18 protein-coding genes are annotated in these 14,871 nt (G+C 42.0%); 10 read left to right on the top strand and 8 right to left on the bottom strand.

The window, feature by feature from the left end:
• Positions 1 to 204: 204 nt before the first annotated feature.
• Together KYJ26_RS23845 and KYJ26_RS01945 are read right to left on the bottom strand one after the other, a co-directional pair.
• Positions 205 to 384: a hypothetical protein gene (locus KYJ26_RS23845; protein ID WP_034763303.1), complete on the bottom strand. Its 180-nt coding sequence runs from the start codon at positions 382 to 384 to the stop codon at positions 205 to 207.
• A gap of 212 nt (positions 385 to 596) precedes the next feature.
• Entirely contained in the window at positions 597 to 1,133 is a 537-nt protein-coding gene (locus KYJ26_RS01945) for a DUF3267 domain-containing protein (RefSeq protein ID WP_219165675.1), read from the bottom strand.
• 184 nt (positions 1,134 to 1,317) lie between these two features.
• Here KYJ26_RS01945 and KYJ26_RS01940 point away from each other — a divergent pair, with 184 nt between their 5' ends.
• On the top strand, positions 1,318 to 1,647 hold the full coding sequence (locus KYJ26_RS01940) for a DUF1878 family protein (protein WP_219165674.1): 330 nt from the start codon (positions 1,318 to 1,320) through the stop codon (positions 1,645 to 1,647).
• 1 nt (position 1,648) lies between these two features.
• On the opposite strand, the gene KYJ26_RS01935 is transcribed toward KYJ26_RS01940, so the two are convergent.
• Positions 1,649 to 2,224, bottom strand: a complete 576-nt coding sequence (locus tag KYJ26_RS01935) for an HTH-type transcriptional regulator Hpr (RefSeq protein WP_219165673.1) — start codon at positions 2,222 to 2,224, stop codon at positions 1,649 to 1,651.
• Between the two features lie 353 nt (positions 2,225 to 2,577).
• On the bottom strand, positions 2,578 to 2,949 hold the full coding sequence (locus KYJ26_RS01930; RefSeq protein ID WP_219165672.1) for a YtxH domain-containing protein: 372 nt from the start codon (positions 2,947 to 2,949) through the stop codon (positions 2,578 to 2,580).
• A 166-nt stretch (positions 2,950 to 3,115) separates the two neighbouring features.
• On the opposite strand from KYJ26_RS01930, the gene KYJ26_RS01925 reads away from it, so the two are divergent.
• Positions 3,116 to 3,310: a membrane protein YhzF gene (locus KYJ26_RS01925; protein WP_219165671.1), complete on the top strand. Its 195-nt coding sequence runs from the start codon at positions 3,116 to 3,118 to the stop codon at positions 3,308 to 3,310.
• Positions 3,311 to 3,368: 58 nt separating this feature from the next.
• Here the strand turns inward: KYJ26_RS01925 and KYJ26_RS01920 are convergent, their stop codons facing one another.
• Both KYJ26_RS01920 and KYJ26_RS01915 read right to left on the bottom strand, forming a co-directional pair.
• Positions 3,369 to 3,905, bottom strand: a complete 537-nt coding sequence (locus KYJ26_RS01920; protein WP_219165670.1) for a tryptophan transporter — start codon at positions 3,903 to 3,905, stop codon at positions 3,369 to 3,371.
• Positions 3,906 to 4,077: 172 nt separating this feature from the next.
• The gene (locus tag KYJ26_RS01915; RefSeq protein ID WP_219165669.1) at positions 4,078 to 4,500 is read right to left on the bottom strand and encodes an HIT family protein; all 423 of its coding nucleotides are present in this window, start codon (positions 4,498 to 4,500) and stop codon (positions 4,078 to 4,080) included.
• 831 nt (positions 4,501 to 5,331) lie between these two features.
• Between KYJ26_RS01915 and KYJ26_RS01910 the strand changes: the two genes are divergently transcribed.
• The 4 genes from KYJ26_RS01910 (at position 5,332) to KYJ26_RS01895 (ending at position 8,603) form a co-directional block, all read left to right on the top strand.
• On the top strand, positions 5,332 to 6,075 hold the full coding sequence (locus KYJ26_RS01910) for an ABC transporter ATP-binding protein (protein ID WP_219165668.1): 744 nt from the start codon (positions 5,332 to 5,334) through the stop codon (positions 6,073 to 6,075).
• On the top strand, positions 6,065 to 7,294 hold the full coding sequence (locus KYJ26_RS01905; protein ID WP_257474848.1) for an ABC transporter permease: 1,230 nt from the start codon (positions 6,065 to 6,067) through the stop codon (positions 7,292 to 7,294). The genes KYJ26_RS01910 and KYJ26_RS01905 overlap by 11 nt, the downstream gene beginning before the upstream one ends.
• A 67-nt stretch (positions 7,295 to 7,361) precedes the next feature.
• Entirely contained in the window at positions 7,362 to 8,066 is a 705-nt protein-coding gene (locus KYJ26_RS01900; protein ID WP_219165667.1) for an EcsC family protein, read from the top strand.
• A gap of 129 nt (positions 8,067 to 8,195) precedes the next feature.
• A complete protein-coding gene (locus KYJ26_RS01895) occupies positions 8,196 to 8,603 on the top strand; it encodes a DoxX family protein (RefSeq protein ID WP_219165666.1) in 408 nt (135 codons plus the stop codon).
• A 39-nt stretch (positions 8,604 to 8,642) separates the two neighbouring features.
• Here KYJ26_RS01895 and KYJ26_RS01890 read toward each other — a convergent pair whose 3' ends face one another.
• The gene (locus tag KYJ26_RS01890; protein WP_307513413.1) at positions 8,643 to 9,845 is read right to left on the bottom strand and encodes a M20 family metallopeptidase; all 1,203 of its coding nucleotides are present in this window, start codon (positions 9,843 to 9,845) and stop codon (positions 8,643 to 8,645) included.
• Positions 9,846 to 9,942: 97 nt separating this feature from the next.
• Between KYJ26_RS01890 and KYJ26_RS01885 the strand changes: the two genes are divergently transcribed.
• Positions 9,943 to 10,536: a phosphatase PAP2 family protein gene (locus KYJ26_RS01885; RefSeq protein ID WP_219165665.1), complete on the top strand. Its 594-nt coding sequence runs from the start codon at positions 9,943 to 9,945 to the stop codon at positions 10,534 to 10,536.
• 40 nt (positions 10,537 to 10,576) lie between these two features.
• Here KYJ26_RS01885 and KYJ26_RS01880 read toward each other — a convergent pair whose 3' ends face one another.
• Positions 10,577 to 11,974, bottom strand: a complete 1,398-nt coding sequence (locus tag KYJ26_RS01880; protein WP_219165664.1) for a hypothetical protein — start codon at positions 11,972 to 11,974, stop codon at positions 10,577 to 10,579.
• A 245-nt stretch (positions 11,975 to 12,219) separates the two neighbouring features.
• Between KYJ26_RS01880 and liaF the strand changes: the two genes are divergently transcribed.
• From liaF to KYJ26_RS01865, 3 genes are read left to right on the top strand one after another with little or no spacing between them, the layout of a single operon-like run.
• Entirely contained in the window at positions 12,220 to 13,032 is an 813-nt protein-coding gene (liaF, locus tag KYJ26_RS01875; protein ID WP_219165663.1) for a cell wall-active antibiotics response protein LiaF, read from the top strand.
• A 32-nt stretch (positions 13,033 to 13,064) separates the two neighbouring features.
• Positions 13,065 to 14,093 carry a sensor histidine kinase gene (locus KYJ26_RS01870; RefSeq protein ID WP_257474847.1) on the top strand — a complete coding sequence of 343 codons (1,029 nt, stop codon included), beginning with the start codon at positions 13,065 to 13,067 and terminating at the stop codon, positions 14,091 to 14,093.
• A 20-nt stretch (positions 14,094 to 14,113) separates the two neighbouring features.
• Positions 14,114 to 14,767 carry a response regulator transcription factor gene (locus tag KYJ26_RS01865; protein ID WP_307513410.1) on the top strand — a complete coding sequence of 218 codons (654 nt, stop codon included), beginning with the start codon at positions 14,114 to 14,116 and terminating at the stop codon, positions 14,765 to 14,767.
• The last annotated feature ends 104 nt before the right edge of the window (positions 14,768 to 14,871 follow it).

The following is a 14,871-nucleotide window of genomic DNA, read 5'->3' as shown; positions in this document are numbered from 1 at the left end:
CCAAAAAGGCAAAGAGCGCCTTTCCGGTAGGGTCACCTTATGCTTGTCGCCTCTAAACGAGCCGCCTCCGCTTTTGATTGTCCAGCTCCGGCGGCTAGCCCCTCGAGGTCATAACTGAAAAATCCCCAAAGGCAAAGAGCGCCTTCAGGGATTTCCCAGTTATGCTTGTCGGGGCTGCCCAAGCCGCCTCCGCTTTTCTTCCTTCTATGTAAACAGAATTTCTATATACGAAGAGACCAGTAGTATGGTGATTAGGATATTGATGGTTCTAAACACCTTAGGTTGGCGCTCTTCAGGTATTTCTTTTTGTAAACATAATGCGTTTGTCATTTTATTTATATAAAATAAGATGAAAACTGCAAACACTAAAAACATGGAGATCATCCAAACCCCTCCCCGTTATCTCCTATAGACTATACATTACCAAATTATTTCCCTAAATGGTAGCAAGAGTGTTGCCTGGTTCTTGTAAATGAAGCTTTTTTCGCATATACAAGATTCACGCCGGAAGAAGCGGCCAAGTGTGAATGCGTCATAAAAAATGAGAAGGATGACTTCTTCCATCGAGAGTGCCCCTCAATGGCCATCCATCATCCTTACTGATAAATCAATATTTCATAACCGTCTTCATTTTCTTCGATCAATGCATTCTTAGGTGAGTTCATCAATTGCCTTGCATAAATAAAGTCAATGGCACAGATTCCTGAATGAAAGGCAAGGAGCATCGTAAAGTAATGCGAGTAATGTGGAAAATGAAAGCACCCATATAACAATATACTGTTTAAGACAAAGAACGGGGCCACCAGCGCGACCAGGTAACGGTATTTTGATATCGGCTGATCCACTCTAATCGACAGGATCGGCAAGAAATACATTTTACGGTTGCATTTGCATTTTATTTTCTTCACAAAGGGCAGTATTGGCACGATGTGAAAAAATTTATGCAATGGATATATGCTCATCAATCCCACGAAGAATCCAAGGAAGTGATTATCATAGAATGAACTCGGAAATAGTAAATTAATTGGTACGTATATTAATGAGAATACCATCATCATGATAATGGAAGAAAGTAAAAAGACTCGGTAAAACCCAAATTGTTTTTCCAGATTGATTGTTTTCCAGCAATGCATAAAAAAATCGCCTCCATTAGACGAATAGTGGTTAATTAAGTGCTTTACATACTTTATTACGATTGCCGGAAAAAATCAATACATTTTGGAAGGTTTTTTTCTTATTTTTTGAGGGGTATTTGAGGCGACAGGTATGTTATAGTTTTGTACAATAAGAGTATGAGAAATTTTGTGGGTGATGAATATGGACGAACTAATGAAACGACTAGAGAAACTTGAGTATCATCAAAGGTTGATGGCTGAAATGATACCTGAAAATGGATTCCCTTTTCACAGGTTAATTATCCGTAGCGGACTGTCGGAGAAGGAAGTGGGGGAGTTCTTCGTTACTTGTGATAGATTGAGCATGAAGCTTAAAAAACAAAAAGCGGAAGGATTCGTGTACAATACTCCGCTTTTTAAGGAATTTGAAGAAGGACTTCATGCAAAGCTCGATGTGCATGAAGTTGTCCAAAGCTGCCTTGTTCAAAACATTTACCCCACTTTGATGTACCAATTGAGGAAGAGCTTATAATTTAAGCCAGTTCTTCCTCATCTTCAAAAAGTTCACTGAGCTTACCATTATCATCAGAAAAATCATTTTCTATATTGTGAAAAGATTTTTCGAATATTTCCATAAAGTCATTTCCGTAAATATTCCGGACGACGGTCATCATTTCGATCATTTCAGGAAACTTTCCGTATAACTCCCGTAGAGGAGACACCCCCTGGAAGATAGAGTGACTTTCAGGCTGATAATTCTTCATTGAATCGAGGAGGATTTTCTCCCCTTTATCCGTCAGTTGAATATACGTATTCCGCTTATCATTCTCCCGTTTGGAAAACTCCAGAAGTTCCCGTTCTTCTAATTTCTTTGAGAAGTTAAAAGCTGTTGATACATGCATTACCCCGAATTTAGCCACGTCTGAAATGGAAGCTCCCTTTAAATGATACGCAATCCAGAGAATATGATGTTCGTTGATATTCAGGTCATATGGCTTGATCCACTGCTGCCAATCCTTTTCAATGGCTTTCCACAACGCTTTGCTAAGCTGGGCCATTCTTTGACTGAAGAGCATAGCCTCTTTCAAAGTAAATTCTCTTTCCTTCATCTCATTCACCCACTTTGCTAGAAAATCTTTTTTTAATATAAGCTGTTCTGAATTTGTCCCGTTGTAAGCAGTTCCAAAGGATACGCCTTAACGATTATCAAAAAAGAAAGCGCTTATATTTTATTATGCCAATAAAGTAATAATTAATAAAGGCTAAATTGACAAAATTTTTCGAAGTATATAATTTCTGGTGGGTGTATCTATCGTAAAACAGAAAGAGAAAGACGTTCGAATGCTGTAAGGACGGGATTTAAAGGGGGAATCACTATATTGAAAAAAATCATAGTTAATAAAAAAAGAATTCCCCGCAAGCCTTTCATCCAAAATGGAGTGAGGCTAAACGGGGGATACCATTATTGATTCGGAGTATTGGCTGAGTTAATGGAATTTTCCAGCTCTTCAATGGTTTTCTGGATACTTTGGATTTCTTCCTGAAGACGTTGATTATTGGGCTCAGTTGAAGCCTGCCACTGTTTGAAGGATGCCTGAAGGTCCTTGGAAAGCTGAAGGACGGTTTCTTTTCCTTCCTGGGACAATGTCCCAATGGACTCTTTCAATTCACTGATATGGACTTTCATTTCTTCGATGACTCCCGTCCAATCGTCTTTCTTGTCTTTGATTTGTGCACGGATCTCTTTACCGGATGAGGGAGATGTAAGAAGAGAAGCGACTCCTCCGACCACCCCGCCGATCAATAATCCGTATGCTAAGGATTTTTTGTTCATTATGTTTTCACCTCGTTCTTCTATTTCTATAATACTATACTTCTACAATCAGTATGTATTTTCCTTTTCCCTTTTGAAGCAGATTGAAACAAGTCGGTTCATAACCCTCCACTTGACAGCATAAAAATAAAGGTAAGGAGTGGTGAGAGGGGGAGGTTCTAAAAGAATGGACGGAATAATCTTTGGTTTCTTTGCTCTCAGTGTCGTCTTATTTTTAAGCATGGTGTATAACTTTGTCAGTATCCAAAGACCTGGTATGTATCCTCCTAAGAATATTTTGAAAAAGCGCGCTACCATTATGGGCTCCGGTGGCTTGATCACCTTTCTGATAGGAATCCTGTTCTGGTTTGCGGCAGGTTAATAGAAAAAAGCCCCCCGGCCAGTGACAATGCACAAGCCGGAGGGCTTTTCTATTTCTATTAGGATAGCTGTTCGGTTGTGACAGCTTCCCGAATGGATGAACGTTTTAAGATACCGTTGATGATCGGATACACAACGAACATCGCTCCAGCATTCACAAGTGTTGCCGGAAGTACGACAGCTGCGAATAGAGCGAAGAAAGCTCCAGGCAGACCAACGATGATATATGCAGAAAGTAAGAATATACTTCCTGATACGAGTGTACCGATAGCGGTTAGAACAGAAGCGCCTACTAATGAACGGGTAATCTTCTTTGTAGCAAGGAATAATCCGTAAAAAACGAATGCCGTAACCGGCTTGTCTATCAGGTTTGGTAAGAATCCTCCAGGGAACTGTGTTGTCAGTCCTGAGATGACTCCTGTTAATAAACCTAATAGCAATACGTTTTTCTTTGCCGGAAACAGGATAATGCCTAAGAACATCATCGTCAGCATCATGTCCGGTTTCATTCCTAAGAAAATTCCCGGGATCACTGTGTGCAGGACAGCCCCGATCCCTACTAATAAGGATAGGGATACAAGTGTTTTTGTATTCATTTCTCATCTCTCCTCAACTAAACTATACTTTGTATTTTGCTTCTCCTGATGTGCACTGTTGCCATCAGCGAAAAGATAGGTACATTATAACACATAGTGAATGGGTGTCAAAGATTTAATTTTCTGAAAAAACACCCGCATCCTTCATCGATAAGGGTGCGGGCTGTCGAATTTATGATAGGTGCTGTGCGATGGAATCTGCAATCTCTTTCAAATCTTCTTGATTGTAATCGTCATTGTGGGTTTTCCAAACGGCTCCGAAGCCATCGCCATTTCCATAGCGTGGAATGAAATGCATGTGGAAATGGAAGACGGATTGTCCCGCTTCTTCACCTGCATTGCTTAACAGGTTCATTCCAACCGGATTGAATTCAGCCTTGATGCTGTTTGCGATCTTCGGTGCAACAGAAAAGAGGTGGCTTGCGATATCCGGTGTCAGTTCATATACATTTTCTTTATGTACCTTAGGAATAAGGAGAGTATGACCTTTCGTCACCTGGCTGATGTCAAGAAAAGCAAGGACGTGATCATCTTCGTAGACCTTCATTGCCGGAATTTCTCCATCGATGATTTTACAAAAAATACAATCACTCATAATCATTTCCACCTTTCAGTAATGGTGTATGTATTTTATCATTAATAGGACAATAAATGAAGAAGAGACAGGAACGATTTTCCTGCCTCTCTTCTTAGAAGGGGTAATACTGTAAAGGTTTAAATGTCAGGCTTCATTCTCTTTGATAAACACCTCATTCGCTAGTAGCTTCGAAAAGTGTACCATTCTGGGTTAGAATGAAAATTGTTCAATGCGACCATCCCCTTATCTTTTCGCTATTTAAGCAATTAAGACAATAGAATCTGTATGCCGTCTTGGACAAACACCTCATTTGCTATAAGGATGATATGTGTAAATCGCTGGTAACATGAATGACTCTGTGCAAACTGACCATCCCCTTATCTAATAAGCTAAGGTAAGCTACTAAAGTAAGTTGATTCAGTCAAAATGTGCTTTAACAAACACCTCATTTATCAATTTTTTGATCAAATGAATATGGTGAGTGTGTCATTCACTATAGAAGACGACGAATCCTTCAAGTCGCAAACAATAGTGAAATCGGTTAGCTGGTCTTTAACAACCATCCCCTTTTTCTTATTGCTGGCCCCTTCTGATATTATGTTGTGCAGAAGGCAGGATGGTTATGAATTCTAAAATATGGAAAGTTACTTTATTTAAAGGCTGTTTTCGCATAAATTCTTGTGGACAGAGGTTTGTGGGTGCTCTGCTCTGTCATATCGGAAATCAACCGCCACTCGCTACATCCAAAAGCAACAATGGTTACGAAAACAGCCTTATTAAAACATGCCTTCACCCTGAAATTTTGGTAAAATAGAAATAATACGTTGAAGAGAAAGGACGTTGCTGCTCGTGTCATTATTAGAAATCAAGAATCTTGTCGGCGGTTATACAAGGAAGCCGGTATTGAAGGATATTTCATTCTCGATACAATCGAATGAAATTGTCGGGTTGATCGGGTTGAATGGAGCGGGGAAGAGTACGACCATTAAACATATCATTGGTCTGATGGAGGCAAAGCAAGGTGAGGTCTCCATCAATGGACATACATTGAAGCGGGATGCCGACCAATACCGCAAGCAATTCTCATACATACCTGAAACACCGATTTTATATGATGAATTAACACTGGAGGAACACTTGAAGCTTGCGGCGATGGCATATGGGCTGTCAGAGTCCGAATATAAAGGAAGAATCGATAAGCTTCTAAAGGCTTTTCGGATGGAGAAGAAAATGAGCTGGTTCCCTGCCCATTTTTCAAAAGGGATGAAACAAAAGGTTATGATCATGTGCGCGTTTCTTATCGAGCCAAGACTCTACATTATCGACGAACCTTTTGTAGGTTTGGATCCACTCGGGATTCAGTCATTGCTTGACTGGATGCAGGAAATGAAAAAGAACGGGGCAGGCATCCTTATGTCGACCCACATACTCGCAACGGCAGAAAGATATTGCGATTCTTTCATCATCCTTCATGAAGGGGAAATCCGGGCAAAGGGTACGCTTCATGAGCTTCAGAGGGAGTTTGCCATGCCTGAGGCAACATTAGATGATATCTATATCCAGCTGACAAAGGAAGAAACCCATGATGAATAATGTGGAAAGCATCTGGAAGAAACGGGTTGTAGAGTATAACCAGGAGCTTCAGAAGTATTTGAAGTACATGTTCAATGACCATTTGTTATTCGTGCTGATCTTTGCTTTGGGAGGTGCGGCATTTACATATAATCAATGGGTGAAGACTCTTGATCCCACTTTTCCTGCACCTTTGATCATGGCTCTCGTACTTGGGCTCTTATTGGCTTGGAGTCCGGTATACACATTCCTCCGGGAAGCGGATGCTGTATTTCTATTGCCTTTGGAGGGACGATTAACAAGCTATTTTAACAAATGCATCTGGATTAGCTTCATGTTTCAATCATATATACAATTGCTAGTGCTGGCAGCTCTCATGCCTATGTATGTTGCGGTATCAGGCAGTAGCTTCTCAAGCTTCTTTCCATTGCTTGCCCTAATCCTGGCCATTAAGGTGTGGAACCTTTATGTTCGCTGGTTCATGCTAAAGTTTCAAGAAAAGGAAGCCCATTGGATCGATAGTCTGGTCCGCTTTTTGTTGAGCGGTGCACTTGTTTTCCTTGTTTTATCAGGAGCTGTCCTATGGATGACCATCGTTGTGGCAATATTGATGCTCGTATATGCATTTTATTTTCATCAATCCACGAAGGAAAAAAATCTTAAATGGGACTTGTTGATCAATCTTGAAGAGCAGCGTATGCTGATCTTTTATCGGATTGCCAATATGTTTACAGATGTACCGAAACTGAAAGGGAAGGTCCACAGAAGAAAATGGCTTGATTGGCTTGTGAAGGCTCCATTTTCGCAAGCGTCAACGTATCGCTATTTATATCTTCGGGCGCTTGTAAGAACAAGTGAATACTCAGGTCTATATATTCGATTGACCCTTATAGGAGTATTGTTGATTTATTCAAATGCATCATTCATCTTCAGTATTCTTACGGCCCTGGTGTTTCTATATTTGACGGCTTTTCAAATGATCCCTTTATTCAAACGTTTTGATTATAAGATATGGGTGCTCATTTATCCTGTATCAAGAGAATTGAAAAAAACATCCTTTCAGAAAATCATGAGTCAGTCGATGATGATTCAGGCAATTATCTTTTCTCTGCCACTCTTTATTAGAGGAGAATGGCTTCCGGGGCTGATCACACTGCTTGCCGGTTTGACCTTTTCCATCTTCTTCAGTCACTTCTACGTGGTGCAGCGGTTAAAGAAAATGGAGGAAACCCTGTTTTAGTGAAACGGCAGCAGTAAGATGAACGTATAATGAGTGAAGGCAAATAAAAAAGGATGGTGGTTCTAAAGTGAACCATGAAAGAGAAGAACTCGAGTCCTGGAAACGTAGATATATAAGGAAATCGTCCATTTTTCAGAGGGTCTCCAAACAGGCGCAAACGAAAGTGAATCAATGGATACCCGAAAAAGCCCATAAAGTGGTAACCGAAAGCATCAAGAAAATGGTGCAGGTAACGTTAAAAGGGAGCGAATGGGTTTCCCTCCACACAATTGCGTGTATGCCGGGCCTTTTGGAACGGGAAGCTCTGATGAAAGAGCGATTGGAATTTTACCGGAAGGCTGCAACGATTGAAGGGGCAGGTACCGGTGCCGGCGGAATCTTCCTTGGATTGGCAGATTTTCCGCTGCTCTTATCCATTAAAATGAAGTTCTTAAGCGAATGCTCCCTGATCCATGGGTATGACCCGAAACAATACGAGGAACGTTTATTCCTGCTGTATGTCTTTCAGCTTGCATTTTCAAGTGATTCTCACAAGAAGGAAGTTCTTCGTATAATAGAAAATTGGGAGGAAGAAAAAGAAAAGCTGAAGGAACTTGATTGGAAAACCTTTCAACAGGAATACCGGGATTACATCGATTTTGTGAAAATGCTCCAGCTCATCCCGGGCGTCGGGGCAGTGGTGGGAGCTTATGCGAATTATCAGCTGTTGGATCAGCTTGGTGAGGTGGCAAAATTTGCTTATCGGATTCGCTTCTTTAATGAATTAGAATAGTATCGGAAAGAAGGTCGGCCTTCATGGTCGATTTTTTTTGTTCATGCCGATGTCAGATCCATTTTTTTATTTTCGGCATGACTTCGTGTATAGTGAAAAAGTAGAGTTGCATTGTGAGGTGAGTAATAGATGAATAAAAAGAAAAAAGCACTGAAGATCGCTGGGCTCATATTATTTTCCTTCTTTTTCTTTTTAGCAGGCGTATTTCATTTTATCGAAGCTCGGGGATTTGCGGAAATGATCCCAGCTTTCATTCCTTTAAGAGAAGAGCTTGTTTACATCACAGGGATCATTGAATTTATCCTGGCTGTATTATTACTGATTCCTAAAACCCGTGAAAAAACAGGAATTGTAACGGCAATATACTTAGTCCTTGTCTTTCCTGCAAATATATACGCAGCGATTAAAGGCATTCCTGCACCTGGACAGGAAGAAGCGAATCAACTGCTGCTTTGGATCAGATTATTATTCCAGCCACTCTTGATCTGGTGGGTATTGGTAGTCAGTAAAATTGAACAGAACCATCGTTTTTATTAAGAAGAAAGGAACGGGTGCATGTGCCCGTTCCTTTTTGGGTTATTTCTGCACTGTTTCTGATACGGCATGTTTCTCTTGAAAGTGAAGTGTGGCACTTGCAAGTGACTTTGCAGCAATCAACAGCGCTTTTTCATTGATATCGAATTTAGGATGGTGGTGAGGGAAGGCAACATCCACATGATCAGGCTTGGCTCCTGTAAAGAAGAAGGTACCTTTCACATGTTCCAAGTAAAAAGCGAAATCTTCACCGCCCATTTGCATTTCGATTTCTTCCACGGTATGGACTTCATCCACTAAATCGGAACTTTGGATGAATAGTTCCGTCTCCTCGGAATGATTGACAACCGCAGGATACCCACGGTCATACACATATTCATATTCACAGCGGCCAGAAATGCACGCACCTTTCAGGATCTGCTCGATTTCTTCTTCGATAAAGTCCCTTACTTCCGGATTAAAAGTGCGGACGGTACCGATCAACTTAGCTGAATCAGCTATGACATTGAATGCATTATCGGCCATAAATGAGCCGATCGTCACGACGGCAGGGTCAATTGGGTTCACTCTTCTGCTGACAATCTGCTGGAGCTCTGAAACGATTTGAGAACCGATCACAATGGAATCCTTTGTTTTATGAGGCTGTGCCCCATGCCCCCCGGATCCCTTGATCACGATTTCAAAACGGTCGGCTGCAGCCATGATCGGACCTGTCCGGTAAAGTACCTTCCCAAGCGGTTCTGTAGCCCATAAATGGGTTCCGAAAATGACATCCACTCCGTCAAGGCAGCCTGCATCGATCATGGACTTTGCCCCGCCTGGCGCATATTCTTCCGCGTGTTGATGAATGAGGACCACCGTTCCTGATAGGGTATCACGCATTTGATGAAGGGTTTTCCCGAGTACAAGCAGTGTGGCAGTATGTCCGTCGTGTCCACAAGCATGCATGACGCCCGGGACGGTGGAGCGATATTCCACATCCTTTTCATCCTGGATGGGAAGGGCATCGAAGTCTGCACGGAGAGCTACGGTCTTGCCTGGGAGAGCACCTTCAATCCTCGCTACGACACCGTTTCCGCCGACTTGTTCCTTAACGGGGATGCCGATGTCTTTGTAATAATCTGCAATATACTTTGCCGTGTTTTTTTCCTGGAAGGACAATTCCGGATGTTGATGAAGGAATCTCCTGATTTTAACCATTTCAATCCAACGTTCATCTAATTTCTGATATAATTCATTCAGCAAGTGCAGAACCTCCTAATGTTTGGTGAATATTACGAATATTATAACACTAATCATGCAGGTAGAAGTGATTAATTATAATGAAATAAGGGGGAATTTGATGAAGAAAATACATTACATAACAGCTATTATCTCATTTGTATTGTTTATGACCATCGCTCATTTTGTTTATCACGAAATGGACATAATCGGAGAAGAGTACTTGCTGACGAATATGAACAAACTGCATTTTCTGAAACTGTTTTCAGTGATTGGAACTGAGATGGTCATAGGTATTGGATCCATTGCATTAATTTTATTTCTTTGGTGGGTCAAGAAGGACTTTGTCGGAATCATCACCGTTGTAGTGTTGGTAGCGGGAAGCAACGTATTGAATAAACTGATCAAAGGCTTGATGGGACGTGAAAGACCGCCTTTTTCTCATGGAGAAGAGGGGTTCAGCTTTCCGAGCGGTCATGCCATGGTTGGGTTGGTTTTCTTACTGGTTATCGCTTATTTCATCAGTAAAGAGCTTTCTTCAGTCGGAATGAAGATTATGATTTTCACCTTTGCAGTGATCATTTCTCTATTTACAGGCTTTAGCCGAGTAGTGGAACAGGCCCACTATCCGTCGGATGTTGCCGCCGGTTTCCTGCTTGGATACTCCTTTTTTGTACTATGTATATTCCTATACGAGAAGAGACCAGGAAACTAGGAGGGACGGACCTTTAAACCCAAGGTCCGTCCCTTAATATTTAGATTAAAAACATAGCCACGATTGTAGTGGCGATTAAACCGATGACAACGGGGAGCAGGTTTCGTCTGGCGAGTTCGAATGGGTCGACTCCGCAGATAGCGGCTGCAGGTATTAGTGCCCATGGGACAAGGGTGCCACCACCGACCCAGATGGCTGCCACCTGCCCAAGGGCAGTGAGAGTGGCGATACCGGACCCGATGCTTTCTGCGAATAGATTGGCTACGGAACCAGCAAGAGATATTCCCGAGAACCCCGACCCATCAAGTCCCGTAATGGCACCGACTGATGTCAGGGTGATGGCACCAACTGCCTTTGAGAGTGGGACAGCGGCAGCGAGGGATGCCCCGAGATCATTTACGATTCCATGTGACGTCGACGGGAGGAAATCGCCAATGATTGTTTGGAATCCGGAATCCCCTAAATAGAAGAAAGCAGCAATCGGAATCACTGGACCAAATACCTTGAAGCCGAATTGAAATCCGTCTATCATGAAGCTGGTAGTTTTCTCCAATCCTTTTCCTTTATACGCAGCCAATGAAATCAAGAGAAGAATGACGATAGACGTTCCGCCGATGAGGGCTGTTGCATCCCCGCCTTGAAGATCAAAGAGGACCATGGCTGTAATATCAAGGGCGAACAAAACCGGAATAAGAATCGCAATGACCTTTTTCCATCCTGATGATAACAGGTCAAGTGCAGAATCCTGTCCTTGCTCAATAGTCGTCAGTGAACTGGGATCGACCTTGAGTATCCCTTTTTTCATATCCCGTTTAAGGAAAATGAATGCCGTAACAGTGGTGACGACACCCATGACAATAATGAGAGGGATGCTTGCCGATATAACCTCTGAAACAGGAATACCTGCAGCATCTGCAGTCAGCTTAGGTGCAGCCTGTATGACGAAGTCCCCTGAAAGGGCGATTCCGTGACCGAATAAGTTCATCGCCATGGCAATGCCAAGTGCCGGTAATCCTACCCTCAAGGCGACCGGTACCAACACAGCCCCTAAGAGAGCGACTGCCGGAGATGGCCAGAAGAACCAGGAGATGAACATCATGACCAGGCCAATGGTCCAGTAGGCTAGGGCAGGGGTTCGAATGAACCTGGTGAAAGGCCGAATCATTACATCATTTATCCCGGTTGACGTCAGTCCTTTACTCATGGCAACGATGATGGAAATGACGAGAATCGTAGAAAGCAATTCAGTGATGGCAAATATGAAACTATTAAATATGCTGCTGATCGATCCACTTAAGGAACCCGTTGCCACTAAGGCAATACTAAAAATCCCCAGAATACATACAATCGTTGTGTCTTTACGGAAAACCATAAAAAGTATGATCAATCCTATGAAAACCAAATAAATCCAATGAAGAGCCGTTAGATCAATCCCCATCAGAAAAAAACCTCCTCTATATATCCTTCCTCAAACCTTAGGCGTTTGCCCTGATCTGTACTATAGATTATGAAAAGGGAGGTAAGGTGTGATTCAGTAAGAAAACATTTTTCCGTCTGTGGACTGAGGTGAAATCATGCCCATGCTCGTCAAACGATCGGGGGAATGACTTTATAATGAAAGGAATAACAGGAATTGCAAAGGACAATAGCGAATCTAATAAGTGATGTGAAGGTGGTGCTCGTATGAGGTATAAAGGAAGAAAACAATGGTTTTTCTCATTTTTGTTAATGGTGATAGGGTTGTTGTTATTACTATTGAATATAGGTGTCATTTCCTTGGAAATAACGCAGATATTTGTCAATATTATTCCTATTTTGTTCATACTGCTGGGATTGAAGTGGACAGTGGACAGCTTTCTGAAGAAAAGCTTCGGAAAATTATTATTTGGGTTGTTTAGTCTGGCGCTGGGGGCATTAATCATCCTGGACGCGTATGATTTGGTCGAATTCGATTATGAAAACTGGTGGAAACTTTGGCCGATTTTCATTATCGCCATCGCCATTCACAGGGTTGTAAGGAATAAACCGATCAAAGTAAGTATAAGTAGTGAGTATCCTTTCGATGAGATCCCGGAAGTACACGATGAACATCAACCGTTGGGAGAGAAGATCCTGCAGAAGAAAAATAAAATCAACAGGGGGTTCATCGTCGGTGATGTACGCTTTGCCGAACCAAATTGGCCTCTTGAAAATATGAGACTTTATAATGCCATAGGAGATTACTATTTCGATTTCAGTAAGGCTTTCATTCCGGAAGGGGAAACGCCTATTAGCATCAAAGGGTGGATTGGTGATGTGAAGATGATCATACCGGAAAATGTACCGGTGGAAATCACCCTTAAGGTCCAGGTGGGGGATGTAAAGTTGTTTGATCAGAAATCTGCCGATATACGATCAGAATTGTATTACCGTTCACCGGAATATGAAGAGGCAAGTAAAAAAATCAAACTATCTATCGATGTGAAAATCGGGTCGATACGGATTACCCGTATATAGAGATAGCGAATTCGTAATAAGGAGGGAAGAGCTTGGAAAAGTCCTCAAATATTCGAAATTGGATCTTCAAAAGTTTTTTAATGATGTCCGTCATGGCCATTCTATTGTGCTTTATATCACTGCAAGTCTATCTGTATTTATCAGAGGATCCGAGTATATCTCTCGAACTCTCGATTTATATGACCCTCTGGATGGGAATCATTCTACTGTTTTTAAGCATTTATTTCGGATTTCGTACAGGCTATACGTTCAAAGGCAGGATCGATGATATATCTACCTTCGTCACGCTACTCCGAAGTGGGAAATTCTCCGCAAGGGTCGATCGGTTTGAGCATGATGAGCTTGGGATTTTATCGGATGAGTTGAACCAGCTCGCCGTATTCATTCAGGAACAGGTGAAATCACTTCAGAGGCTAGCTGATGAAAAATCAGAACTTGCTGATCAGGCCCATCAGGCTGCGGTCATGGAAGAACGTCAAAGGCTTGCGAGGGACCTGCATGATTCCGTCAGTCAGCAATTATTTGCGTTAAATATGCTTTCTTCCGCGGCACAAAAAAGCATTGGTAAAGATTCTGAAAAAGTAGCAATCATTGTGAAGCAAGTAGCTGACATTGCAGGGAAAGCACAAGGTGAGATGAGAGCACTTCTTCTTCATCTGCGTCCCATCGACTTAAGAGGTGAAAGTCTTGCGGAAGCGTTATCCATATTGATAAAGGAATTGAAGGAAAAAACGCAGATCGAAATCGATGCCACCCTCGAGGGAATCGAAGATCTGTCGAAAGGGACCGAAACGCATATGTTCAGGATCATCCAGGAGAGCCTTTCTAATATCCTTCGTCACTCAGAGGCTACAAAGGTGAAGATTGCCACGGAGAAAAAGGGAGGATATATTACACTGTACATAAGCGATAACGGGAAAGGGTTTGATTTGAAGGAAAGCAAGATGACATCCTACGGTCTACAGACGATGAGGGAACGGGCTGAGGAAATAGGAGGATTATTTCAGATTCGATCTAAAGAAAAAGAGGGAACGTATATCGATCTGAGGATTCCGGTTTGACTTAAAGGGGGAGAGCACAATTGGATAAGATAGGAGTTATGATTGTAGATGATCACGAAATGGTGCGCTTGGGTATGAAAACCTATCTGTTGACTGAAGAACGAATCGACTTTCTTGGAGAAGCGAAGAGTGGAAATGAAGCTGCCCAGCTTGCTAAGCTTTATATGCCTGATGTAGTACTAATGGATTTACTAATGGAGAATGGCAATGGAATTGAAGCTACAAAGAAGATTCTATCTTTTCATCCATCCTGTAAGATTATCATCCTGACAAGCTATTATGATGATGAAAAAGTGTTTCCCGCCATTGAAGCGGGTGCCCATAGTTATTTATTGAAAACGGCTAGTGCCGAAGAAGTAGCAGCAGCGGTTTATAAAGCGGTAAAAGGTGAATCCGTTATTGCCTCAAAAGTAGCCGATAAAATGATGAATCGTTTTCGTCCTCAGGAAAAGATGCCTCATGAAGATCTTACCTCAAGGGAAATGGATGTTCTAAAATGTTTGGGCGAAGGGATGACGAATCAGGAAATTTCTCAAGAGTTATTTATCGGGATCAAGACCGTCAAGACCCATGTGAGTAATATTCTGAGTAAGCTTGGGGTTGCAGATCGCACCCAGGCAGCCATCTATGCAAATCGAAACGGGATATTGTATAAGTCGGAAGCAAAAGAGTAGGCAGTGTTGAGTGATGAATCATTAAGTAATGCAGAAGGGGCTTGGTCAAAGGGAATGATATCATTCCCTTTGACCAAGCCCCTTCTGCAAGAACAGATACGAAA

The sequence above is a fragment of the Rossellomorea orangium genome (assembly GCF_019334305.1).
Lineage (GTDB): Bacteria > Bacillota > Bacilli > Bacillales > Bacillaceae_B > Rossellomorea.
This window is presented reverse-complemented; position numbering and strand designations above follow the sequence as displayed.

Bases quoted from the DNA above. Each gene is read 5' to 3' on its own strand.
- KYJ26_RS23845 (WP_034763303.1), bottom strand. From the start codon at position 384: ATGATCTCCATGTTTTTAGTGTTTGCAGTTTTCATCTTATTTTATATA.
- KYJ26_RS01945 (WP_219165675.1), bottom strand. From the start codon at position 1,133: ATGCATTGCTGGAAAACAATCAATCTGGAAAAACAATTTGGGTTTTAC.
- KYJ26_RS01940 (WP_219165674.1), top strand. From the start codon at position 1,318: ATGGACGAACTAATGAAACGACTAGAGAAACTTGAGTATCATCAAAGG.
- KYJ26_RS01935 (WP_219165673.1), bottom strand. From the start codon at position 2,224: ATGAAGGAAAGAGAATTTACTTTGAAAGAGGCTATGCTCTTCAGTCAA.
- KYJ26_RS01930 (WP_219165672.1), bottom strand. From the start codon at position 2,949: ATGAACAAAAAATCCTTAGCATACGGATTATTGATCGGCGGGGTGGTC.
- KYJ26_RS01925 (WP_219165671.1), top strand. From the start codon at position 3,116: ATGGACGGAATAATCTTTGGTTTCTTTGCTCTCAGTGTCGTCTTATTT.
- KYJ26_RS01920 (WP_219165670.1), bottom strand. From the start codon at position 3,905: ATGAATACAAAAACACTTGTATCCCTATCCTTATTAGTAGGGATCGGG.
- KYJ26_RS01915 (WP_219165669.1), bottom strand. From the start codon at position 4,500: ATGAGTGATTGTATTTTTTGTAAAATCATCGATGGAGAAATTCCGGCA.
- KYJ26_RS01905 (WP_257474848.1), top strand. From the start codon at position 6,065: ATGATGAATAATGTGGAAAGCATCTGGAAGAAACGGGTTGTAGAGTAT.
- KYJ26_RS01895 (WP_219165666.1), top strand. From the start codon at position 8,196: ATGAATAAAAAGAAAAAAGCACTGAAGATCGCTGGGCTCATATTATTT.
- KYJ26_RS01885 (WP_219165665.1), top strand. From the start codon at position 9,943: ATGAAGAAAATACATTACATAACAGCTATTATCTCATTTGTATTGTTT.
- KYJ26_RS01880 (WP_219165664.1), bottom strand. From the start codon at position 11,974: ATGGGGATTGATCTAACGGCTCTTCATTGGATTTATTTGGTTTTCATA.
- liaF (WP_219165663.1), top strand. From the start codon at position 12,220: ATGAGGTATAAAGGAAGAAAACAATGGTTTTTCTCATTTTTGTTAATG.